Raw genomic sequence first — 22,677 nt, forward strand, 5'->3', positions numbered from 1 at the left:
GGTCCGGGTCCGGTGGTCCGGGGCCCGGGGCCCGGCGTCCGGTGGTCCGCTTATCCGCCGGAGCCGGAGCCGGAGACCGCGTTGCCCAGGTCGGCGAGCCATCCGGTCACGGTCGAGATGCCGTCGCCGATCGCGTCCCAGTAGCCCTTGCCCTCGGCGACCCAGCCCTGGAGCGGGGTCAGCTCCCAGACCAGCCAGCCCGCGACGACCAGCATCACCACGGAGAACAGACAGCCCTTGAGGCAGCCCAGGCCCGGGATGCGCATCGGGTTGGCGCTGCGCCGGCGCGGCTGCCGCGGCTCCCGCTCCGGCCGCGGCGCGGGCTGCTGCGGGGCCTGGGGCTGCTGCGGCTGCTGGGGCGGCGTGTACGGCTGGACCTGCTGGGGCGGGGGCGCGTACTGCTGCCGCTGCGGCGGCTGGGGAGGCCGCTGCTGGTACTGCTGAGGGGCGTACTGCTGCTGATGCCCCGGCGGCGGACCCTGCGGGGGGCCCTGGTGCGGGGGGTGCTGCGGGTGCTGCGGCCGGCGCTGGGGCGCACGGCGCAGCGGGTCCTGGCCGGGGTCGAGGTACTGGACCTGGGTCTGCTCGTTCCGGTCGCGGGCGGCACGGAGCTGGGACTGCCAGGGGTGCGGGTCGTCGGGGCCGGGCGCGCCGGGCTGCCCGTCGGGGCGCGGCGGCACCGGCGGCATGACGGCCGTCGGGTCGGGAGCCCCGGCGTGAGAGGTGTGCGGCAGCACGCTCGTCGGGTCGGCGGCACCGGCGGGTCCCGAGGTGTGGGGCAGCACGCTGGTCGCGTCGCCCGCGCCCGCGGGGCCCGGGGTGTGCGGCAGGACGCTGGTGGCCGCGCCCGGGTCGTACCCGCCGGGGGTCTCCGGGACGGGCGCGGGCGCCGGGTCGGGCGCGAGGAGCGCGCCGACGCCGAGGGCCGCGTCGACCTCGGCGGCCGACGAGTGCACCCCGATCCCGGCGGCGACGACCCGCAGCCCGCGGGCGAGGTTCTCGGCGCTCGGGCGCTCGCCGGGCTCCTTGCGCAGGCACCGCTCGATGACCGTCCACAGCGGCTCGGGCACGGTGGTGGGCCGCCGGGGCTCCTCGCTCAGATGGCGGTGCAGGACTTCCAGCGCCGAGCCGCCGGCGAACGGCGGGCGGCCGGTCACCAGCTCGTACAGCAGGATGCCCGCGCCGTAGATGTCGACGGCGGAGGTCTGCGGGCGGCCCTCGGCGGACTCGGGGGCCACATAGGCGGGCGTCCCGACGAACTCGTGGGTGCGGGTGAGACCGGGCGAGTCCGCGAGACGGGCGATGCCGAAGTCGGTCAGCATCGGGTGGAGCCGGCCGTCGGGCTCGGTCCTCAGCAGGACGTTCGCGGGCTTGAGGTCGCGGTGGACCACGCCGTCGGCGTGGCTGGAGGCGAGCGCGTCGGCGATCTGGGCGGTCAGCAGGGCGGCGGCGACCGGGGTGAAGGGGCCGTTCTCCCGCAGCTGGCGGTGGAGGTCGGGGCCGTCGATCAGATCCATCACCAGGGCGAGGAGGTCGCCCTCGACGACGAGGTCGCGGGTCCTGACGATGTTCGGGTGGGTCAGGCGCAGCAGGACGGACCGCTCGCGCAGGAACCGCATCACGACGTCCGCGTCGTTCGCCAGCTCCTCCTTGAGGACCTTGATCGCCACGGTTTCGCCGGGCTGGCCGGGCACGGCGGCCTCGGCCCCGGCGGTCTCCCGCTGCCGGGCACGCCAGACGGTGCCCGTGGCTCCGCGCCCGAGCGGCTGCTCCAGGAGGTACTTGCTGCCTACAGGCCGCACGTCTTGCGCTCCCTGCTGATCGTGGTCCGGACCATCCCCGCCAGGCGCGGGGCGCCGACGGTCGGCGCTCCGCACCACTTTAGTGGGGTCGAGCGGTATGACGTTCGGTTGTCCACAGGCCCCATCGGGACGGAGGGGGACGGATCCCCCGGCCCCGGCCGTACGGCACCGCTGCCGGACAGCGCCGGATGGTGCCGTACGACGCCGAACACCTCTGCACACCTCTGCATACCGTTCGAGAGGGAGACGCCACAGGTTCCCCGGTGGTTGCCGGCACCACCGCAAGGCGGCGTATGTCACGGTCCGCCGCCCCGGTCCGGGGCGGCGGACCGGCCCCCCGGAGGTCGCATTTCCCACGGCGATCCCGCACATTCCGGCCGGAGGGGACCAATCATGATCACTTCTTGGCGATACCCGGGCGTGTTGTCAGTGGCAGGTGCGAGGATTCCCCCAGCACACGCTCGCGGGTGGGGAGCCCGGGGCCGTGCCGACCAGCCGGGTGGGGGCGACGAGGCGGTTCCCCTGCCGGTACCCGTGCCAGAAGGGATTGCAGACGGCGATGCAGATCCGGCTGACCGTTCTCGCGCCGCGCGGCGGACAGGCCGCGGCCGGGCCGCAGGCGCCCGGCCCGCGCGCCTGCGATGTGCTGGTCACCGCGCCCACGGGCACGGCGCTCGCCGCCGTGGCCTCGGGTCTGGCGGCGGCCGTGGCCGGCCCCGACGCGTCCGGGCCCGCCGTGCTGTTCGCGGGCGGCGAGCGGCTGGACGCCCAGCGGCGCACCCTGGGCGAGCCCCCTCTGGTGGACGGCGCGGTCCTCTCCCTCCAGTTCCCGGGCGACGCCGGGCCCTCCGGCGCCGACACCGCACCTCAGCTGCGTGTCGTGGCGGGTCCCGACGCGGGCGGGGTCCATCTGCTGCACGGTGGCCGGGTCGGAATCGGGCGCTCCGCGGATGCGGACGTCCCCCTCGACGACCCCGATGTGTCCCGGGTCCACTGCGAGGTCGTCGTCGCGGACGACGGCCGGGTCACCGTCGCGGACCTCGGCTCGACCAACGGCACGGCGCTCGACGGCCGCCCCGTCGGCTCCCGCCCGGTTCCCCTGCCGCCGGGCGCCCTGCTGCGGCTCGGCGAGTCCACCCTCCGGCTCGTCCCCGGCGGGGAGGGTACGGAGCCGTTGCGGGCCACCCCGGACGGCGAGGGCTATCTCAGGGTCCCGGCCAGGACCCCGGGGTCGTACGACCACGAGGGCGAAGCTCCCGGCCCGGAGACAGAACCGGGGACGGGACCGGGGACGGGACGGGAGACGGGACGGGAGCCGTGGCCCGGGGCCGGGCCCGCCGAAGCCGTGACGGAGACCTTCGGGACGTACGGCGGCGAAGGGACGAGCCCCGCCCGGAACCCCGGCAGTACCGGCACCGGTAGTACCGGGAGCCCCGAGCACGCCCGCGCCGACGAACCCCGCACCGGGGCGCGCCGCAAGGGCGGTATAGGGGCCTGGGCCGCCCGCCGCTTCAAGGCGGACCGCGAGCCGGACGGCGCCGAACCGTTCCCGGAGCCGCCCGGCGGCGGACCGGCGCCCGCGCCGCCCGCCCGCCCGCTGCCGGAGAGCCGGCCGGACCCCGCGGCCGTGCTGCTGACCGCCGTGGGCCCCGGTGACCGGCTGTGGGAGCGGGATCCCGGTCACCCCGAGTCCCTGGTGCTGCGTCTTGGCACGGCCGACCGGGACGGCGCGGCGGCCGTGCCCGTGACGATCGGGCTGCGGGAGGCCGGATCCCTGGGGATAGCCGGTCCCCGGGCCCGGCTCGCCGGGGCCGCCCGCTGGGCCGTCGCCCAGCTCGCCGCCCTCCACTCCCCCGCCGATCTGGAGATCGTGCTGATCTCCGCGGACCGGACCCGGGCCGTCGAGGAGCGCCGCGCCGAGTGGGCGTGGCTGGGCTGGCTGCCCCATCTGCGGCCCGCGCACGGCCAGGACTGCCGACTGCTGCTCGCGTACGACCGCGACCAGGCCTCCGCCCGGACCGCCGAGCTGGCCCGGCGGCTGGACGACGGGCCCCTCGGCCCCGGCTGGCCGAGCGCCGACCGGACGGCCCTCATGGATGCCGCCGGGCGGTACGAGGGTCCCCGGACGGTCGTCGTCCTCGACGGCGACCCCGGATCCGCGGCCCTGCGGGAGACCGCGGCCCGGCTCGCGGGCGCCGGCTGGTCCGCCGGGATCCATCTGATCGTGCTGGCCGAGACGCCCGCCGCGTCCCCGCTCTCCCCGGTCGCCGCGGTGTACGAGACGGCCTGCGCGGCGTCCCTCCCGTTCCGGGAGTGCGGGGCCGTCGGCATGCTCAGCGGCGATGTGGCGACCGCGTTGCGGGTGCTGCGGACGGTCGGCGGCCTGCCCGCGGGGCAGGGCGCCCCGGCCGTGGTGGACGCGGTGTCGGCGGCCTGGGCCGAGCGGTTCGGGCGGGCGCTGGCACCGCTGCGTACCGAAGGCGCGGCGATCGGCGACGGCCCCGGGGGACGGGCGGCGGCGCTGCCCCGCTCATCGCGGCTGCTGGACGAGCTGGGACTCGCCCGGGCCACCCCCGCGTCCCTGATGGCCCGCTGGGCGGAGGCCGGTGACCTGCCCGCGCCGGTCGCCGTGCTGGGCACCGGTCCCCGGGGGCCGCTGTCCGTGGATCTGACGGCGGAGGGCCCGCATCTGCTGATCGAGGGCCCGCCGGGCAGCGGTCGTACGGAGCTGTTGCGCTCGATCGCCGCTTCCCTGTCGGCCGCGGGCCGCCCCGACCGGCTCGGGCTGCTGCTGGTCGACGGCGCGGGCGGCGGGGAGCGCGGCGCCGGACTCGCCGTCTGTACGGAGCTGCCGCATGTCACCGACCATCTGACAGCCACCGATCCGATACGGATGCGGACCTTCGCCCAGGCCCTGGGCGCGGAGCTGAAGCGCCGGGCCGAGCTGCTCGACGGGACGGACTTCACCGCCTGGCACGCCCGGCACGGCGACTCCGGGCAGCGCGCCCCGGGACAGGCCGCGTCCGCGCACCGTACGGCGGGACACCAGACGGGACAGACCGGGCATCCGTCCGGTACTTACAGTCCGTCGGGTCCGTCCGGTCCGTCCGGTCCGTCCGGCGGCCCATACGCCACCGGTGGCACCGCCGGCGCGGACAGCGGTCGCGGTTCGTCGGCCGGACGGGTCGTCGGCCCCCGCGCGCCCATGGCCGGGGAGCAGGACGGCGGCTACGCCGCGGGCGTGGGGTCGCGCCGGGTCTCCGCCGCCGCCCGCGCCGCCCGTGGCGAGCCCACCAATACAGCGTCCCGGCCGGTCCGCCCCGGGCATCCCGACCCGGCCGGGCCCGACCCCCGTGTCCCCGGCGGCGGCCGGGGCGATCTCGACTCCCCGCCCAGCAGCACCATGCGGCTGCGCCCCGGCGGCCGGACCAGACCCGCGCCCGCCCCCGGCCCGCTGCCCCGGCTGGTGGTCCTCGTCGACGACTTCGACGCCCTCGTCGCCCCGGCCCTCGGCAGTACGGGCCGCCCGGCGGCCGGGTCCGTCGTCCGCGCCCTGGAGGCCGTCGCCCGGGACGGCGGACGGCTCGGGATCCATCTCGTCGCCACATCCGCCCGTCCGGACCGCACGGCGGACACCGATCTGGCGCGGGTGTCCCGGCTGCGGGCCGTCCTCGACGCGCCGCCCGCCGCCCCGGGCCAGGACGATCCCCTGCCCGGCCGGGGCGCCCTCGGCCACCCCGACGGCCGGGTCACCGCCTTCCAGGGCGGCCGGGTCACCGGCCGGATCCCCCGTACGGCGACGCTGCGCCCCACCGTCGTACCGCTGGAATGGGAGCGGATGGGCGATCCGCCGACCCGGCGGCCGGTACGGGAGCTGGGGAACGGGCCCACCGATCTGGCGCTCCTGGCGAGCGCGCTGGAACGGGCCGCGGGCTCGGTGGACGCCACCCCGCTGCCGCCGCTCTCCCCGGTCTCCTGACTCCCGAGGCTCCGCGCTTCCCCGGGGCCGACGCGCCCTCCTCTCCTGCCCCTCGTTCCCCATCGCACACCCCGGAACAACCAACTCCCACCACACTTCGACTGTTTGACGGGACGTCACGTCACAGAGGGATCACGAAAGAGCCCCCCGCGCCCCCGGCGGATTGCGGGCCCCACGGCCCAGGCATAGACCTGACACGCAACGCGTCAGCGCCAAGGGAGAGAACGGGGCAGAAATGCGGACAACTCTTCGCACGAGCAAGGTCGCGAAGGCGGCGGTGGTCTGGGCCGTCGTCAGTGCGTTCACGGTCGCCGGCTGCGGCGACAAGGGCAACGACGACGACTCCGGCGACGGCGGGAAGAAGAACGACAAGGGCACGGCCACCGTGCAGCTGCCGAGGCTCGACGGGCAGACCGTGCAGGTCGCCGCGGTGTGGAGCGGCAAGGAACAGGAGAACTTCGTCAAGGTCCTCGACGAGTTCGAGAAGCGGACCGGCGCGAAGGTCACCTTCGTCCCGGCACAGGACCCGATCGTCAACTTCCTCGGCACCAAGATCGCGGGCGGCAGCCCGCCCGATGTGGCGCTGCTGCCGCAGCCGGGCGCGATCCGGCAGGCCGTCCAGCGGAAGTGGGCCAAGCCCGTCGGCCCGGACGCCAAGGCCCAGCTCACCAAGAACTACTCCCCGGGCTGGCAGCGGATCGGCCAGGTCGAAGGCGAGCAGTACGGCGTCTACTACAAGGCCGCCAACAAGTCCCTGGTCTGGTACAACGCGGCCGCGTTCGAGGGGGCGGGCGCCCAGGAGCCCAAGACCTGGAAGGAGTTCCTCACGACCGCGGAGACCATCTCGGCCTCCGGGGTCACCCCGGTCTCCGTGGCGGGCGCCGACGGCTGGACCCTCACCGACTGGTTCGAGAACATCTATCTCTCCCAGGCGGGACCGGAGAAGTACGACCAGCTCGCCCAGCACTCCATACCGTGGACCGACCCTTCGGTCACCCGGGCCCTGACGACCCTCGCCGAACTGTTCGGCAAGCCCGAGCTGATCGCGGGCGGCGCGGACGGCGCGCTCCAGACCCCGTTCCCGCAGTCGGTGACCCAGACCTTCACCGGCGGCACCACCCCCAAGGCCGCGATGGTCTTCGAGGGCGACTTCGTCGGCGTCAACATCGGTGAGACCGAGGCGAAGCTCGGCACGGACGCCAAGGTGTTCCCCTTCCCGGCCGTGGGCGCCGAGGCGCCGGTGGTGACCGGTGGCGACGCGGCGGTGGCCCTGAAGGACAGCAAGGGCGCCCAGGCGCTGCTCACCTTCCTCGCCTCCCCGGACGCGGCCCGGATCCAGGCCGCCGCGGGCGGCTTCGTGTCGCCGAACAAGGCGCTGGACCCGGCGGCGTACCCCAATGACGTCCAGCGGGACATCGCGAAGGCGCTGATCGCCGCGGGCGACGACGTCCGCTTCGATATGTCCGACCAGATGCCGCAGGCGTTCGGCGGGACCCCGGGCCGGGGCTTCTGGAAGCTCCTCCAGGACTTCCTGAAGAACCCGAAGGACATCGCGGGCACCCAGACGAAGCTGGAAGCGGACGCCGCGAAGGCGTACAAGGACTGACGGCGCGGTGTCCTCCGTGACGCAGGCGGGGGGCCCGGCCCGGCGGCCGTCGCCCCCCGCGGGTCCGCGCAAGAGCGTGACCGGCACCCGTACCCTCCTCGTCGCCGGCTTTCTGCTGCCGGCGCTGGTGCTGCTGGGCGCGCTCGTGGTCTACCCGATCGGGTACTCGGTCTACCGTTCCTTCTTCGACCAGGCGGGCACCGGCTTCGCCGGGCTCGACAACTACACGGAGATCTTCACCGACGACGCGATCTTCACCGCGGTGAAGAACAACGCGATCTGGGTGGTGCTCGCCCCCACCGTCGCCACCGCCCTCGGTCTGATCTTCGCCGTGCTCACCGAACGGATCCGCTGGGGCACCGCGTTCAAGCTGATCGTCTTCATGCCGATGGCGATCTCCATGCTGGCCGCCGGCATCATCTTCCGGCTGGTGTACGAACAGGATCCGGACCGCGGCCTGGCCAACGCGGTCTGGGTCGGGGTCCACGACACCTTCAACGAGTCGTCGGCCTTCCCCCGGGCCAGGCCGCTGCCGGTCCATCCGCTGAAGCCGGGCGGCGGCGGGTCGTTCGTCACCCGGGAGCCGGTCTCCGCCCGGGTGCCGGTCCTGCTGCCGCTGGTCGGGGTGCCCCCGGCGAGCATGCCGTCGGACGCGAAGCCCGCCGGGACGCCGACGGCCACCGAGGACGGGCGGATCGCCGGCACGGCCTGGCTGGACTTCACCCGGGGCGGCGGCGGGAAGCCCAATGTCACCGACCCCCGGGAGCTCGGCCTCAAGGGCATTGCGATCGAGGCGGTCAGGGACGGGAAGGTGGTGGCGTCGGTCCGGGCCGGGGCGGACGGTACGTTCACCCTGCCCGCCGCCGCCGACGGCGCCGTACTGCGGCTGCCCGCCGACAACTTCCGCGAACCGTACAACGGGGTGAGCTGGCTCGGCCCGTCCCTGGTCACCCCGGCGATCATCGGCAGCTATGTCTGGATGTGGGCGGGGTTCGCGATGGTGCTGATCGCGGCCGGTCTGGCGAGCGTGCCGCGGGAACTGCTGGAGGCCGCCCGGGTCGACGGCGCGAGCGAATGGCAGGTCTTCCGCCGGATCACCGTTCCGCTGCTCGCACCGGTCCTGGTGGTGGTGCTGGTCACCCTGATGATCAACGTACTGAAGATCTTCGACCTGGTGTACATCATCGCGCCGGGCTCGGCCCAGGACGACGCCAACGTCCTGGCGCTCCAGCTCTACCAGTCGTCCTTCGGCCCCGCGGCCGACCTGGGGATCGGCAGCGCGATCGCGGTTCTGCTGCTGTTGCTGGTGATCCCGGTGATGGTGGTCAACATCCGGCGGATACGAGGGGAGGTCCGCCGATGACACCGGCACACCGAACGGTTCCGTCGGGGAGGACCCGGGCGGACGCGACCGCCGCGAAGACCGACCCGGCGGAAACGTCCCCCGGTGGTACGGGCCGCCGACCACTGGTGTCCCGGATCGCGGCCCGGGCGGGCTCGGGCGCCGTCCAGGCCGTCCTCGTCCTCGTGGCCCTGTTCTGGCTGATGCCCGCCGTGGGGCTGCTGGTGTCGTCGCTGCGCGGCCCGTCGGACATCGCCGCGAGCGGCTGGTGGGAGGTGTTCAGCGCCCCGGCGCAGCTCACCACGGAGAACTACGAGCGGCTGCTGGCGAACGAGGCGATCACCGACTCGCTCGTCAGCAGTGTCATGATCACCGTCCCGTCGACCGTGCTGGTCGTCATGATCGGGGCGCTGGCGGGCTACGCCTTCGCCTGGATGGACTTCCCCGGCCGCGACTGGTGGTTCATGCTGGTCGTCGGCTTGCTGGTGGTGCCCGTCCAGGTCGCCCTGGTCCCGGTCTCCAAGCTCTTCGGCGCCATCGGGATCTTCGAGACGACCCTCGGCGTGGTGCTCTTCCACGTCGCTTTCGGCCTGCCGTTCGCGATCTTCCTGCTACGGAACTTCTTCGCCGAGATCCCACGCGAACTGCTGGAGGCGGCCCGGCTGGACGGGGCCGGCGAACTGCGGCTCTTCGCCCGGGTCGTCCTCCCGCTGGCCGGTCCGGCGGTCGCGTCGCTGGCGATCTTCCAGTTCCTGTGGGTGTGGAACGACATGCTGATCGCGCTGATCTTCGCCGACACCGACAGCGCCCCGATCACGGTGGCGCTGCAACGCCAGGTCCGCCAGTTCGGCAACAACGTCGACATCCTCGCGTCGGGCGCGTTCCTGTCGATGGTCATCCCGCTGGCGGTCTTCTTCGCCTTCCAGCGCCAGTTCGTCTCGGGGGTGATGGCGGGTGCGGTGAAGTAAGGAGGGGTACGGCCCCTCCCGGACGGAGGCCCGGGGACGCGGAGTCCCCGGGAACTCCACCCGCGGTCAGGCGCCGCCCGGAGGGGTCAGACCTTGAGCGCCGCCACCGCGCCGCGCGCCAAGTCGTCCAGGTACCCCTTGGGGAGCTTCTCGCGCACCACCACGACCCGCCAGTACAGCGGCCCGACCGCCGCGTCCAGCAGCCGGTACGCGTCCGTGCCCGGCGGCAGCTCGCCCCGCTCGACCGCGTCGCGCACGATCGACGACGCCATGCCCCGCTGGCTGTCCACCAGCGCGGCCTTGATCGCGTCCGCGATCTCCGGGCTGCGGGCGGACTCCACGATCAGGTCCGGGATGATCTGCGAGGCCACGGGGTGGCGCAGGGCGTGCGACGCGACTTCCAGCAGCGCCCGTACGTCGCCGTACAGGGACCCCGTGGCGGGTGCGGGCAGGCCCTGTCCCGCGAAGGCCGACAGCAGGTCCACGACCAGGGACAGCTTGGACTTCCAGCGGCGGTAGACCGCGGTCTTGCCGACCCCGGCGCGGCGGGCGATGCCCTCGATCGACATCCGGGCGAAGCCGACCGTGGCCAGCTCCTCGAAGACCGCGGCGCGGATCGCCTCCGTGACCTCCTCACGGAGCACGGCGGCGCCCGCGGGCGCGCGTCGAGGCGGTCGCGGGTCCGGGTCGGTGCTCATGGCGAGGAGCATACCCGTGACGACGAAACGGTTGCGTCCCGACGCACCGACGCCCTACCCTCGCCGTAGCGACGAAACGGGTCCGTCCCGTCGTCGCACAGGATGCGCCCCCCGGCGAAAGCGACCAGCGTGACCAGCCCGACCCTCTCCCCCTCGGCACCGACGGGCCCGGTGGACCCCTCATGGGCCCGGACCGGGCCCCCGTACGAGCCCCCGTACGAGCTGGCACGGCGCCACGGGCTCACCGTCAGCGGCGAGCGCCCCACCCTGCCCGCCTATGTCCGGCAGCTGTGGGCGCGGCGCCACTTCATCACCGCGTTCGCCACCGCGCGGACGGCCGCCCAGTACAGCCAGGCACAGCTCGGCCGGATCTGGCAGCCGGCCACCCCGCTGCTGAACGCGGCGGTCTACTACGTGATCTTCGGCATACTGCTGGGCACCAGCAACGGCGTCCCCGACTTCGTCCTCTTCCTGATCACCGGGCTCTTCATCTGGACCTTCACCTCGGACTCGATCATGGCGGGGGCCCGGTCCGTCACCGGCAACATCGGGCTGGTCCGCGCGCTCCATTTCCCCCGCGCGTCCCTCCCGATCGCCCTGGCGCTCCAGCAGTTCCAGCAGATGCTCTTCTCGATGGCCGCGCTGACGGTGATCCTGCTGGGCTTCGGCCAGGTCCCGGGCCCGTCCTGGCTGTTGGCGATCCCGGCGCTGGCCCTGCAGACCGTGTTCAACACGGGGGCGGCCATGACGATGGCCCGGATCGCCGCGCGCACCCCGGACATCACCCAGCTGCTGCCGTTCGTGCTCCGTACCTGGATGTACGCGTCGGGTGTGATGTGGAGCATCTCGACCGTCCTGAGGAACCACGACCTGCCTCAGTGGGTCATGCTTGGGCTGCAGTACAACCCGGTGGCGGTCTATATCGACCTGGTGCGCTTCGCACTGATCGACAGCTACACCGCGTCCCAGCTGCCGCCGCACGTCTGGGCGGTCGCCCTCGGCTGGGCCGTGCTCTTGGGGGTGGGCGGTTTCATGTACTTCTGGAAGGCGGAGGAGCGGTACGGCCGTGGCTGAGAATCTGATGACAACAGCGGACCGAATGACGGCGCCTGCCGGTTCGGTCCCGGAGCGGGTGCCGACGGTCATCGCGGACGGCGTGCACATCAAGTACCGGGTGAACGCCGGGCGCAGCGGGAAGGGCAGCGCCACGGCCGCACTGAGCCGGCTCATCTCCCGCAAGGAGCGCAAGGCCCGCAAGTCGGGCAAGCCCGCGCCGGGCATCCGCGAGGTCCACGCGGTGAAGGGCGTCACGTTCACCGCGTACAAGGGGGAGGCCATCGGCCTGATCGGGTCGAACGGCTCCGGCAAGTCCACCCTTCTGAAGGCGATCGCCGGGCTGCTGCCGACCGCCGACGGCAAGGTCTTCACCGAGGGTCAGCCGTCGCTCCTCGGGGTGAACGCGGCCCTGATGAGCGATCTGACCGGGGAGCGGAACGTCATCCTCGGCGGTCTCGCCATGGGGATGACCCGGGCCGAGATCCAGGCGGCGTACAACGACATCGTCGACTTCTCCGGCATCAACGAGAAGGGCGACTTCATCAGCCTGCCGATGCGGACGTACTCCTCGGGCATGGGCGCCCGGCTGCGGTTCGCCATCGCGGCGGCGAAGAGCCATGACGTGCTGCTGATCGACGAGGCCCTGGCCACCGGTGACGCGAGGTTCCGCCGCCGCAGCCAGGACCGGATCAACGAGCTGCGCAAGGAGGCCGGCACGGTCTTCCTGGTCAGCCACAGCAACAGCACGATCCTGGAGACCTGCGAGCGGGCCCTGTGGCTGGAGGCGGGCGTCCTGCGGATGGACGGCCCCGCCAAGGAGGTCGTCGCCGCGTACGAGGCGTTCACCAAGAAGTAGCCCGCACGCCCTCCGGCAACCGCCGGCCCCGTCGGCCCCCGTCGTCAGCGGCGGGGGCCGACGCGTTCCCCGGCGCACACCCCGACCGCGAGGCGTAACCGTACGGTCACCGTACGGCGCGTTACCGTACCCGACGATGAGCCCTCACAGGATCACCCCGTCGCTGCCGCCCGTCCGCGTCCGGATCCCCGGGCCCGCGGGCACCGCGGGCCGCCGGACCGGCGGCCCGCGGCGGCCCGGGACGGCACTGGCCGCGGCCTGGGTGCTCACCCGGGCCCTGATGCTCGTCCTGCTCGCCGTCGACCACCTCGGCGACACGGGCGTCGCCGGCGAGGTCGACGGGCTCTACCGGGGCTGGTACGAGCAGTGGCTGGCCCGGGGCGCCTTCCCGGCGGACGATGTCACCTGGCAGTACCCGCCGGGCGCCGGGCTCGTCCTGCTCTCCCCCGGCGCGCTGCCGTTCCTGTCGTACTTCCACGCCTTCGTGGCCCTCGTCCTCGCCGCCGACGCCGTGATCACTGTGGCGCTGGCCCGGGCGGGCCGCGGGGCCGCCGCCGGAAGCGGTGGTACGGGCTCCGCCGCGGGCGCCTGGCTCTGGGTCGCCGCCCTGCCGCTGCTGCTGAACCTGCCGCTCGCGCGGTACGACGTCCTCGTCACCGCCGTCGCCGTCCTCGCGCTCCTGGCCCTGCGCCACCGGCCCCTGACCGGCGGCGCCCTCGCCGGGCTCGGCGCGATGATCAAGGTGTGGCCGGTACTGACCCTGCTGGGGACGCCCCGGGGCCGTACCACCAAAGAGGCGTGGACCGCGGCCCTCGCCGCCGCCACCGGGCTGCTCGCCGTCCTCGTCGTCCTCTTCGACAACACCCTCGGCTTCCTCCGCCAGCAGGGCGCCCGCGGCGTACAGATCGAATCGCTCGGCGGGACCGTACTCCAGCTCGCGCGGCGGGCCGGCTGGGACGGCCGGGTCGTCTACCAGTACGGGGCCATGGAGTTCACCGGCCCCTATGTCTCCTCCGTGGCCCGGCTCGCGCTGGCCCTGACCGCCGCCGCGTTCTGCTGGCTGCTGCTCTGGCGGGTCCGGGCCCGGCGGTGGAACGCGGCGACGCCCTTCGACGCGGCCTTCGCCGCGGTGCTGCTGTTCACGGTCGTCAGCCGGGTCATCAGCCCCCAGTACCTGGTGTGGCTGATCGGACTCGCCGCGGTCTGCCTGACCTCCCGGGAGACCGTCCTGCGGCCCGCGGCCCTGCTGATGGTGCCCGCCGCGGCGCTCAGCGCGCTCGCCTATCCGCTGCACTACGACGACGTGATCGCCGCGACCCCGCTGGGCTGCGCGCTGATGGTCGTACGCAACGCCCTGCTGCTCACCGCGGCGGTCCTCGCCTGCCGCCGGCTGTGGCGGGCCACCGTCTGAACGAGGGACGGGCCACCGTCTGAACGAGGAACGGGCCACCCTCTGGACGAGGGGCGGCCCGCGATACGGCGAGGGGCCGCGCCCGGAACTCCCGGACGCGGCCCCCGGCCGTATCTGTGCCCTCTCCCAGAGGGCGGCGATCAGCTGTGGGTACGGAGCAGTTGACGCATCGTCCGCATCGCCACCGACAGATTCGCCAGGTCGAACGCGTCCGACCCCTGGATCTCGTCGAGCGTCGCCCGGGCCCGGCCCAGGATCGAGGCGTTCTTCATCTCCCACGCCTTGAACCGCTCCTCGGGCGTGGACCCGCCGTCGCCGACCGACAGGACGTCCGCCGTGAGCATGGCGTGCGCCGCGTACAGGTCCTCCCGGATCGACGCCCGCGCCATCGACTGCCAGCGGTCGGCCCGCGGCAGTTCGATGATCCGGTCCATCAGCTGGGTGATCCGCAGCCGGTCCGCGAGGTCGTAGTAGACCTCGGCGACCTCCAGCGGTGCCTGGCCCGTACGGTCCGCGATCGCGACCACGTCCAGCGTCGGGAACGCCGAGGAGAACCCGGCCACCCACATCGCCAGCTCCTCCGGCACACCCTGGTCCACCAGCTCGTCCAGGATGCCCTGGTACCACTCCAGATCGGCGCCGCGCAGCAGGCTCGGCAGCTCGCCGCGGACCTCGGCGACCCGCTCGGCGAAGAACTCCACGGTCTCCGCGAGCTGGAGCGGCTGCGGACGGTTCCCCAGCAGCCAGCGGGTGCCGCGCTCCACCAGCCGCCGCGAGTGCAGCCGGATCCGGGTCTGCACATCGGCGGAGACCTCGTTGTCCAGCGCCTCGACGGCGTCCCATACGGTGCTGAGGCCGAAGATCTCCCGGGCCGCCGTCTGGGCGCGGACGACCTCCTCCGTGGAGGCGCCGGTCTCCTCCCGCAGCCGGTGCAGGAAGGTCGAGCCGCCGGTGTTGACGGTGTCGTTGACCAGGACGGTGGTGATGATCTCCCGGCGCAGCGCGTGTCCGTCGACCGCGTCGCGGAACTTCTTCCGCAGCGGCTGCGGGAAGTAGGCGTGCAGCAGCTTGGCGAGATACGGGTCGTCCGGCAGCTCCGTACCGATCAGCTCCTCCGCCACCGTGATCTTGGTGTAGGCGAGCAGGACCGCCAGTTCGGGCTGGCTCAAGCCGCGGCCCGAGTTCAGCAGCTCACGGATCTGCCGGTCCGGCGGGAGGAACTCCAGCGCGCGGTCGAGCGCGCCCTCCCGGCCGAGCCTGCGCATCACCCGCTGATGGGCCTGGAGCAGCGACGGCGCCTGGACGACCGCGTTGGCCAGGGCCACGTTCTGCGCGTAGTTGTTCCGCAGCACCAGCACGCCGACCTCGTCGGTCATCTTCGCCAGCAGGGCGTTGCGCTGCTTGACGGTGAGGTCGCCGTCGGCGACCAGGCCGTTGAGCAGGATCTTGATATTGACCTCGTGGTCGGAGGTGTCCACTCCGGCGCTGTTGTCGATGGCGTCGGTGTTGATCCGGCCGCCGGTGCCCTCGGGGCCGCCGGAGCGGGCGAACTCGATCCGGCCGAGCTGGGTGAGGCCGAGGTTGCCGCCCTCGCCGACGACCTTGACCCGCAGTTCGTCGCCGTTGACCCGGATGGTGTCGTTGGCCTTGTCGCCGACGTCCGCGTCGGACTCGGCGGACGCCTTGACATAGGTCCCGATGCCGCCGTTCCACAACAGGTCGACCTGCGCCTTGAGGACGGCCCGCATCAGCTCGGCGGGGGTCATCTTGGTGATGCCGTCGGCGATGCCGAGCGCCGACCGGACATGGGCGTTGACGGGGATGGACTTGGCGGTACGGGGGTGGATGCCGCCGCCCGCGGAGAGCAGCTTCGTGTCGTAATCGGCCCAGCTGGAACGGGGCAGCTCGAAGAGCCGGCGGCGTTCGGCGTAGGAGACGGCCGCGTCCGGGTCGGGGTCGATGAAGATATGCCGGTGGTCGAAGGCGGCGACCAGCCGGATGTGCTCGCTCAGCAGCATGCCGTTGCCGAAGACGTCGCCGGACATGTCGCCGACGCCGACGACGGTGAAGTCCTGCGTCTGGGTGTCGTGGCCCAGCTCGCGGAAGTGCCGCTTCACCGACTCCCAGGCGCCGCGGGCGGTGATGCCCATGCCCTTGTGGTCGTAGCCCGCCGAACCGCCGGAGGCGAAGGCGTCGCCGAGCCAGAAGTCGTAGGCGACGGCGACCTCGTTGGCGATGTCGGAGAAGGACGCGGTGCCCTTGTCGGCGGCGACGACGAGATAGGTGTCGTCCTCGTCGTGCCGGACCACGTCGGCGGGCGGGACGACCTCGCCCGTGACCAGGTTGTCGGTGATGTCGAGGAGGGCCGAGATGAAGGTCCGGTAGCTGGCGATGCCCTCGGCGAGCCAGGCGTCGCGGTCCGCTGCCGGGTCCGGGAGCTGCTTGGCGACGAAGCCGCCCTTGGCGCCGACGGGCACGATGACGGTGTTCTTCACCATCTGCGCCTTGACCAGTCCGAGGATCTCGGTACGGAAGTCCTCCCGCCGGTCGGACCAGCGCAGCCCGCCCCGGGCGACCTTGCCGAACCGCAGATGGACGCCCTCGACACGGGGCGAGTAGACCCAGATCTCGAACGCCGGGCGCGGCGCCGGGAGGTCGGGGATGGCCTGCGGGTCGAACTTCATCGACACATAGCCGTGGTGTCCGCCGCCCCCGCCGCCGGCCTTCTGGAAGAAGTTCGTCCGCAGGGTGGCCTTGATGACGGTGAGGAAGGAGCGCAGGATGCGGTCCTCGTCGAGGCTGGCGACCTGGTCGAGGGCGCCGTCCAGTTCCTCCAGCAGCCCGTCGGTCAGCTCGGTGCCGGCGTTCTGACGGCCCGGCGACATCCGCGCCTCGAAGAGGGAGATCAGCAGCCGGGTGGTGTGGACATTGGTGCGGAGGGTGTCCTCCATGTACTCCTGGGAGAACGTGGCGCCGGCCTGCCGCAGATACTTGGCGTAGGCCCGCAGGACCATCGCCTGCCGCCAGCTGAGCCCGGCGCCCAGGACGAGGGCGTTGAAGCCGTCGTTCTCGGCCTCGCCGGTCCAGACGGCCGCGAAGGCCTCCTGGAACCGCTCCCTGGCGTCGTCGGCGAGATAGCCGCCGCCGTTGCCGTTGGCGCCGACGACGGGCATCCGCAGCCCGAAGTCGTAGATCCACGCCGTCGTCCGGCCGGTGCCGCGCAGTTCGTACGGCCGCTCGTCGACGACCTCGCAGCCCAGCCGCTGCAACACGGGCAGTACGGCGGAGAGGGAGACCTGCTCCCCGGTGCGGTAGATCTTGAAGCGGCGCTCGCCGGGTCCGGCGCCGACGGGCTCGTAGAGGGAGAGCGCGAAGTCGCGTCCCGCATGGGCCAGATCGTCGAGGTGGACCAGGTCGGCGACGGCGGAACGCGGCGAGTGGTCGGCCTTGTAGCCCTCGGGGAAGGCGGAGCCGTAGCTGCGGAGCAGTTCCGCGGCGCGCTCCTCGCCCAGCTCGGCGGTGAGGGCCTCGGCGAAGCCGTCGGCCCAGGAGCGGGCGGCCTCCACCAGACGGGCCTCGATCCGCTCGGTGTCGGCGTCGGTGAGGTGCGGCAGCTCGGTGCCCGGGGGGACGCGGACGACGAAGTGGATCCGGGAGAGGATCGATTCGGTGTTCCAGGCGGTGAAGTCGACGCTGGTGCCGCCCAGCTCCTCCTTCAGGATGTCGATCAGCCGCAGCCGGACGCCGGTGGTGTAGCGGTCGCGGGGCAGATAGACGAGGGCGGAGTAGTAGCGCCCGTACTCGTCCTGGCGCAGATAGAGCCGGAGCCGGCGGCGCTCCTGCAGATACAGGACGCTGGTGACGATGGCGCGGAGCTGGTCGACCGGGGTCTGGAACAGCTCGTCGCGCGGGTAGGTCTCCAGGATCTGGAGCAGATCGCGGCCGTCGTGGCTGTTGGGCGTGAACCCGGCGCCGTCGAGGACCTCGGCGACCTTGCGGCGGATCACCGGGACCCGGCGGACGGACTCGGTGTACGCGGCCGAGGAGAACAGGCCCAGGAAGCGGCGCTCCCCGATCACATTGCCGTCCTTGTCGAACCGCTTCACCCCGACGTAGTCGAGATAGCTGGGCCGGTGGACGGTGGAGCGGCTGTTCGCCTTGGTGAGGACGAGGAGCTTGTGCTCCCGGGCCTTGGCGCGGGCGTCGGCGGGGAGCCGGCTGAAGGACGGGCTCACGGGGTGCGCCTCGTCCTCGGCGTGCCGCGGGTCGGAGCGGAGGATCCCGAGGCCGGTGCCGGGCACGGCGGTCAGCGCGTCGGTGCCGGTGAGCTCGTACTCCCGGTAGCCGAGGAAGGTGAAGTGGTCGGCGGCGAGCCAGCGCAGCAACTCGCGGGCCTCGTCGACTTCCTGGCCCGCGATGTCCCCGGCGATCGGCTCACCGGGCAGATCCTCGGCGATCCGGAGCGCCGCGTCGCGCATCTTCTCCCAGTCCTCGACGGCCTCACGGGCGTCGGACAGGACGCGCAGCATGTCGACGGAGATCTGCTTGAGGTCGGCGCGGTCGGTCTCGCGGTCGATCTCGACATGGATCCACGACTCGACGAGGGCGTCGTGCGGGAGGTCCTTGGCGCCGCGGGGGGCGGTGGAGAGGACCTCCAGGAGCCGTCCTGTGACATCGCGGCGGACGGTGACCTGCGGATGGATCACGACATGGATGCCGCGACCCTGCCGGGACAGCTCATTGGTGACCGAGTCGACGAGGAAGGGCATGTCGTCGGTGACGACCTCGACGACGGAGTGGCTGCACGTCCAGCCGTTCTCCTCGACCGTCGGGGTGTGCACCCGGACACTGGCCGTGCCCTGCGGGCGGTTCTCGGCCAGCCGGTAGTGGGAGAGCGCGGCACCGAAGACGTCGACCGGGTCCCGGTCGGCGAGGTCCTCGGGCGCGGTGTGCAGGTAGTAGCGCTGGAGGTAGGCGAGCAGGTTGTCCTGGTCCGGACGCCCGCCCTGCTCGGGCCCGGCCGTCTGATGACCACCGCCCGGACCGTTCTCGGCTACCCGGGCAGCCCGTGCGAGCAGTTCTGCCTTGGCTTCATCCAGCTTGGTCTGCATGTCCTCTGGCTCCTGTCGCGCGCCGTTGCGTGACGTAGGGGGAAGAAGCGACGCAACGCCACGGCCGGGGTGTCCGGTCGGGGTCGACGTTATGTCGCGATGGGAGGCCTCCGGGCGCCGATCGGTTAAATCCGAGAGAATTCGGCGTTGTCGCCGTCGACGGCCGGGCCGTTACGCGGGGACCAGCGATCGCCCGGGCGCGGTGGCGCTCCGGGCGAGTACCGGGGGCTGCTCTGCCCCCAGGGCCTATCGCACTGATCACGGCTCCAGGCTATCGCCCCTCCCCCCGTCGCCGTCATGGACCGTATGTGTACAAAACCGGGGCCGGAAGTTTGACAGTCTGCACAGAGGGCAGGCACAGGCGCCCACACGATGGGTACGACCCTCCGGGAGGCCCCGGGCCCGGTGCCTCCCCCGCCCCACGACGGGAGCAGCAGAGATGACGACGAAGGTCCTGATCGTCACGGGCGACGCCGCGGAGTCCCTGGAAGTCCTCTACCCCTATCAGCGGCTGCTGGAGGAGGGGTACGAGGTCCATATCGCGGCGCCCGCCCGTAAGAAGCTCCGGTTCGTCGTCCACGACTTCGAACCGGGCTACGACACCTACACCGAGAAGCCGGGGTACACCTGGGAGGCGGACCTCGCCTTCTCCGAGGTCGACCCGGGCCAGTACGCGGCGGTGGTCGTCCCCGGCGGCCGGGCCCCGGAGTATCTGCGCAACGACCCGGAACTCCGCAAGATCCTTAAATCCTTCTTCGACGCCGACAAGCCGGTCGCCCAGATCTGCCACGGCCCGCTCGTGACGGCGGCCGTCGGCGGCCTCACGGGCCGCCGGGTCACCGCGTACCCGGCCCTCGAACCGGACATGCAGACGGCGGGCGCCACGTTCCAGGACACGGAGGCGGTGGTCGACGGCACCCTCGTCTCCTCCCGCGCCTGGCCCGACCACCCGGCCTGGATGCGCGAATTCCTCAAGATCCTCCGCACAAGGGCCTGACCCGCCGCCGCCGCGGCCCCGCGCCCCGGAGCCGCGCGGTTGTACGGGACCGGAGGCGACGCCCGCGCCCCGGGGCCGCGCGGGCCCCACGGGGTCTGCCCGTGCCGTACACGGGGCGGGCCGGCCCGGGCCGGCGCTGTGGGGCCCAGCGGTACGGGCGGTACAGGCGGCACGCGCGGGCGGCCCGTGGCAGGCCGCACGGGGGGGGGCTCGCCCGGCCCCCGTGCGGTGCCGTGGGCGCCTGGCCCGGCCCTGGCATACGACGGGGGCACTCGCGCTGCCGCGGTCTTTCCCGACCTCGCGGTGGCCTTACGGCACCCGACACCCCTCCGCCGCCACCGCGGGGCGTACGAACGCATGGCGCGGACGCGCCACGGGAACGCCTGGGTCGACGCGCCGTGCGGGTGGCCGTACGGCACCGGCGTACGGCACCGGACCCCCGTGACGACGCCCGGCAGGGTGTACGACTACGGGCCCCGAGTCCCCGCGGCCCCGGGCCACCCATGGGCCGGCCCCGGGCAGCCGTGACCGTGAGGCGACGGGACTCTCCGGGGCGGCCGGCCCCGGGCGGGCCCGGAGCGGCCTCACCGGCCGAAAAACCTAGGCGGAGCCGACCAGGCGGGTGGCCAGGTCGACCGCCTCCTCCAGGGAGTCCACCACCGGCACCCCCACGCGTTCGAGGTTGGCCCGGGTATGGGAGCCCCCGGTGTAGAGCACCGCGTGCGCGCCCACATGCGCCGCCGCCACCCCGTCGTCCGCGGCGTCGCCGATCACCACGGTGCGCTCGGGCGACACGTCCAGTGACAGGGCCGCGAGATGGCGCACCATGGACTCGGCCTTGGAGACGCCCGAAGGACCCCGGCGGCCGTCGACCCGGACGAAGTGCGCCTCGATGCCCCGGACGCGCACCGCCGGGAGCAGTTCCTCGTGGCCGTGCATGCTCAGCAGCGACTGGCTGCGCCCTCCGACCCCCCACCCGGCCAGCAGCTCCGCCGCGCCCCGGGTGAGCCCGCACTCGGCCTGCTGGGCCAGATACTCGGCGTTGAAGGCGATGTCCATCGCGTCCCACTCCGCGTCCGACGGCACCCGGCCGAGCATCCGCTCGTAGAAGCGGGGTATCGGCACGCAGTACCAGGAGCGGTACTGCTCGACGGTGATCGGATCGAACCCGACGACCCCCAGCGCGGCGTTCGTCGCCCCGACGACCGCCGTCATGTCGTCGAGAAGCGTGCCGTTCCAGTCCCAGACGAGATGTCCCGCCCGTCGCGCCTGCCCGGCCACTCCGTTCCCCTTGCTCGTCCCCATGCCGAAAACCGTACTCGCCCCCTCTGACAACGACCCCCGGCCGACGTCGCGCACCGCGTATTCCCCGCTACGCTCCGGAACCTTCCCGGCCGACGATCGCCGGAATCTCCTGGACGCCATACCAGAGCAGCTCGTGATCCTCCGCCCCGTCCACGGTGAACCGGGCGTCGTCGTCACCGTGGTCGGCCGCGCCCAGCGCGCCGGCCGCCGCCGCGACGTCGTCGAGGGCGTCGTCGGAGTCCACATGCACGGCCGCGGCCAGCCGCAGCGGCACCGGCGACCCGATACGCAGCTCACCGAGGGACGTCCCGTCCAGCGCCGGATCCGGGTCGACGGCCACCTCGCGGTCGGGGACGTCGACGGCGACGACGACCCGGCGGCGGGCCGCGCCCGGGTCCCCGGCGATCAGCCGGAGCGATCCGGCGGCGGCCCGGCTGAGGGCCGCGTACTCCAGCTCCTCGATGTCGTCCGAGACGTACCACTCGCGCAGCGACGGGGTGACGCCGTACGCGGTCAGGGGTCCGGGCCCCAGCTCGCCCGCCGTGTGCGCCTCCGCGAGTCCGGCGAGGGTCAGGGGGACGTACACGCGCATGGCAGGCCGCTTTCGTAGTCGGAAGACGCACCTCAGAATACGTGTGCCGGTCCGCCGAGGTCCCCCTTCGGGCCGCCGGGCGGCCCGTCGGAAGCGTCCATTCCGGACACCCGGTGTCCCGGCGGTCGAGCGGCCGAGACCCCCGGTCTCACCCGGATAGGTGAATCCGGGGCGGTTCGGCGCCCGGCCGCCCCACCCGTTGCGACCGGCGCGCGCCGCCCCGTAGAAGAACCCCCAACGGTGTTACCGCCCGGTACAGAAGGAGCCGGGCCCGACCGACGGGGGCGGTACGGATGGACGGTACGCAGACCGGCAGCGGGACACAGCCGCGGATCGACGGGGCACGGACGGAGAAACGGGACGCCACCACCCGGGCACCGGGGCGGACACCACCCCGTCCCCCGGCCGCCCCGCCACGGGCCGCGCGCCCGAAGGGCCGGCCGGGGGCACGCCCCGGGGGCCGCCGGGACTCCCGCGGCCCGACCCGGACGACGGTACGGGCCGGGACCGGGGCTCCGGCACCGGCACCGGCACCGGCACCGGCACCGGCACCGGCGGTCGGAGCCCCGGCGCCCGCCGTCCTGGCGGCCCGGCGCCGGGATCAGCCGCCGTTCTGGTTCGCCGAACGGCTGCTCGCCGTCCTCAGCGGCCGCCGCCCGGTGCACTGGATGCTCGGCCATACCGTCGGCGACGCCTACGACCGGCTGGTCCGGCTCGCCGACGACGCACCCTTGCGCGCGGAGAGCAGGGTGACACCGGTCGTACAGGAATGCGGGGAGTTCCGGCCCCGCCCCGGAGTCATCGAGGCGTTCGCCCGGATCGCCACGGGCGACCGGCTCCGGGCCATGGCCTTCCGCCTCGAACAGGGCCGCGACGACCGCCGCTGGCGCTGCTCGGCCGTGGACCTCGGCGACGGAGCGGACCCCAGGGGCGACTGCTGACCGGACGACGGCT

Annotated in this window: 14 protein-coding genes; 9 read left to right on the top strand and 5 right to left on the bottom strand. The window is 73.3% G+C overall.

Going from position 1 to position 22,677, the window contains the following annotated elements; translation table 11 throughout:
• Positions 1 to 50: 50 nt before the first annotated feature.
• Positions 51 to 1,802: a protein kinase gene (locus ACFXG1_RS22000; RefSeq protein WP_384718901.1), complete on the bottom strand. Its 1,752-nt coding sequence runs from the start codon at positions 1,800 to 1,802 to the stop codon at positions 51 to 53.
• A 559-nt stretch (positions 1,803 to 2,361) separates the two neighbouring features.
• On the opposite strand from ACFXG1_RS22000, the gene ACFXG1_RS22005 reads away from it, so the two are divergent.
• The 4 genes from ACFXG1_RS22005 (at position 2,362) to ACFXG1_RS22020 (ending at position 9,697) form a co-directional block, all read left to right on the top strand.
• Complete coding sequence (locus tag ACFXG1_RS22005; RefSeq protein WP_384744207.1) at positions 2,362 to 5,781, top strand: FHA domain-containing protein; 3,420 nt, start codon at positions 2,362 to 2,364, stop codon at positions 5,779 to 5,781.
• Between the two features lie 235 nt (positions 5,782 to 6,016).
• Positions 6,017 to 7,387: an ABC transporter substrate-binding protein gene (locus ACFXG1_RS22010; protein WP_384722404.1), complete on the top strand. Its 1,371-nt coding sequence runs from the start codon at positions 6,017 to 6,019 to the stop codon at positions 7,385 to 7,387.
• Positions 7,388 to 7,463: 76 nt separating this feature from the next.
• Entirely contained in the window at positions 7,464 to 8,750 is a 1,287-nt protein-coding gene (locus ACFXG1_RS22015; protein WP_384744210.1) for a carbohydrate ABC transporter permease, read from the top strand.
• Positions 8,747 to 9,697 (top strand): carbohydrate ABC transporter permease, encoded by a 951-nt coding sequence (locus tag ACFXG1_RS22020; RefSeq protein WP_384715920.1) that lies wholly within the window; start codon positions 8,747 to 8,749, stop codon positions 9,695 to 9,697. Before ACFXG1_RS22015 ends, ACFXG1_RS22020 begins: the two co-directional genes overlap by 4 nt.
• An 86-nt stretch (positions 9,698 to 9,783) precedes the next feature.
• Here the strand turns inward: ACFXG1_RS22020 and ACFXG1_RS22025 are convergent, their stop codons facing one another.
• Entirely contained in the window at positions 9,784 to 10,407 is a 624-nt protein-coding gene (locus ACFXG1_RS22025) for a TetR/AcrR family transcriptional regulator (protein ID WP_384715917.1), read from the bottom strand.
• 90 nt (positions 10,408 to 10,497) lie between these two features.
• Here ACFXG1_RS22025 and ACFXG1_RS22030 point away from each other — a divergent pair, with 90 nt between their 5' ends.
• The 3 genes from ACFXG1_RS22030 (at position 10,498) to ACFXG1_RS22040 (ending at position 13,718) form a co-directional block, all read left to right on the top strand.
• A complete protein-coding gene (locus tag ACFXG1_RS22030; protein WP_384715914.1) occupies positions 10,498 to 11,469 on the top strand; it encodes an ABC transporter permease in 972 nt (323 codons plus the stop codon).
• A gap of 25 nt (positions 11,470 to 11,494) precedes the next feature.
• The gene (locus tag ACFXG1_RS22035) at positions 11,495 to 12,307 is read left to right on the top strand and encodes an ABC transporter ATP-binding protein (RefSeq protein ID WP_384744230.1); all 813 of its coding nucleotides are present in this window, start codon (positions 11,495 to 11,497) and stop codon (positions 12,305 to 12,307) included.
• Between the two features lie 136 nt (positions 12,308 to 12,443).
• Positions 12,444 to 13,718 (top strand): glycosyltransferase 87 family protein, encoded by a 1,275-nt coding sequence (locus tag ACFXG1_RS22040; RefSeq protein WP_384744213.1) that lies wholly within the window; start codon positions 12,444 to 12,446, stop codon positions 13,716 to 13,718.
• A gap of 140 nt (positions 13,719 to 13,858) precedes the next feature.
• On the opposite strand, the gene ACFXG1_RS22045 is transcribed toward ACFXG1_RS22040, so the two are convergent.
• Positions 13,859 to 18,829 (bottom strand): NAD-glutamate dehydrogenase, encoded by a 4,971-nt coding sequence (locus tag ACFXG1_RS22045; protein ID WP_384744215.1) that lies wholly within the window; start codon positions 18,827 to 18,829, stop codon positions 13,859 to 13,861.
• Between the two features lie 439 nt (positions 18,830 to 19,268).
• On the opposite strand from ACFXG1_RS22045, the gene ACFXG1_RS22050 reads away from it, so the two are divergent.
• Positions 19,269 to 19,826, top strand: coding sequence for a DJ-1/PfpI family protein (locus ACFXG1_RS22050; RefSeq protein WP_384744217.1), 558 nt, complete (start codon positions 19,269 to 19,271; stop codon positions 19,824 to 19,826).
• Positions 19,827 to 20,426: 600 nt separating this feature from the next.
• On the opposite strand, the gene ACFXG1_RS22055 is transcribed toward ACFXG1_RS22050, so the two are convergent.
• Together ACFXG1_RS22055 and ACFXG1_RS22060 are read right to left on the bottom strand one after the other, a co-directional pair.
• Positions 20,427 to 21,131 (bottom strand): HAD family hydrolase, encoded by a 705-nt coding sequence (locus tag ACFXG1_RS22055; protein ID WP_384715026.1) that lies wholly within the window; start codon positions 21,129 to 21,131, stop codon positions 20,427 to 20,429.
• A 67-nt stretch (positions 21,132 to 21,198) separates the two neighbouring features.
• Positions 21,199 to 21,723 (bottom strand): DUF6912 family protein, encoded by a 525-nt coding sequence (locus tag ACFXG1_RS22060; protein ID WP_384715029.1) that lies wholly within the window; start codon positions 21,721 to 21,723, stop codon positions 21,199 to 21,201.
• Between the two features lie 293 nt (positions 21,724 to 22,016).
• Here ACFXG1_RS22060 and ACFXG1_RS22065 point away from each other — a divergent pair, with 293 nt between their 5' ends.
• Complete coding sequence (locus ACFXG1_RS22065) at positions 22,017 to 22,664, top strand: Rv3235 family protein (protein WP_384744219.1); 648 nt, start codon at positions 22,017 to 22,019, stop codon at positions 22,662 to 22,664.
• Positions 22,665 to 22,677: the final 13 nt, after the last annotated feature.

It is taken from the genome of Streptomyces sp. NPDC059248 (genome assembly GCF_042753905.1).
In the GTDB taxonomy this organism is placed as follows: Bacteria; Actinomycetota; Actinomycetes; order Streptomycetales; family Streptomycetaceae; genus Streptomyces.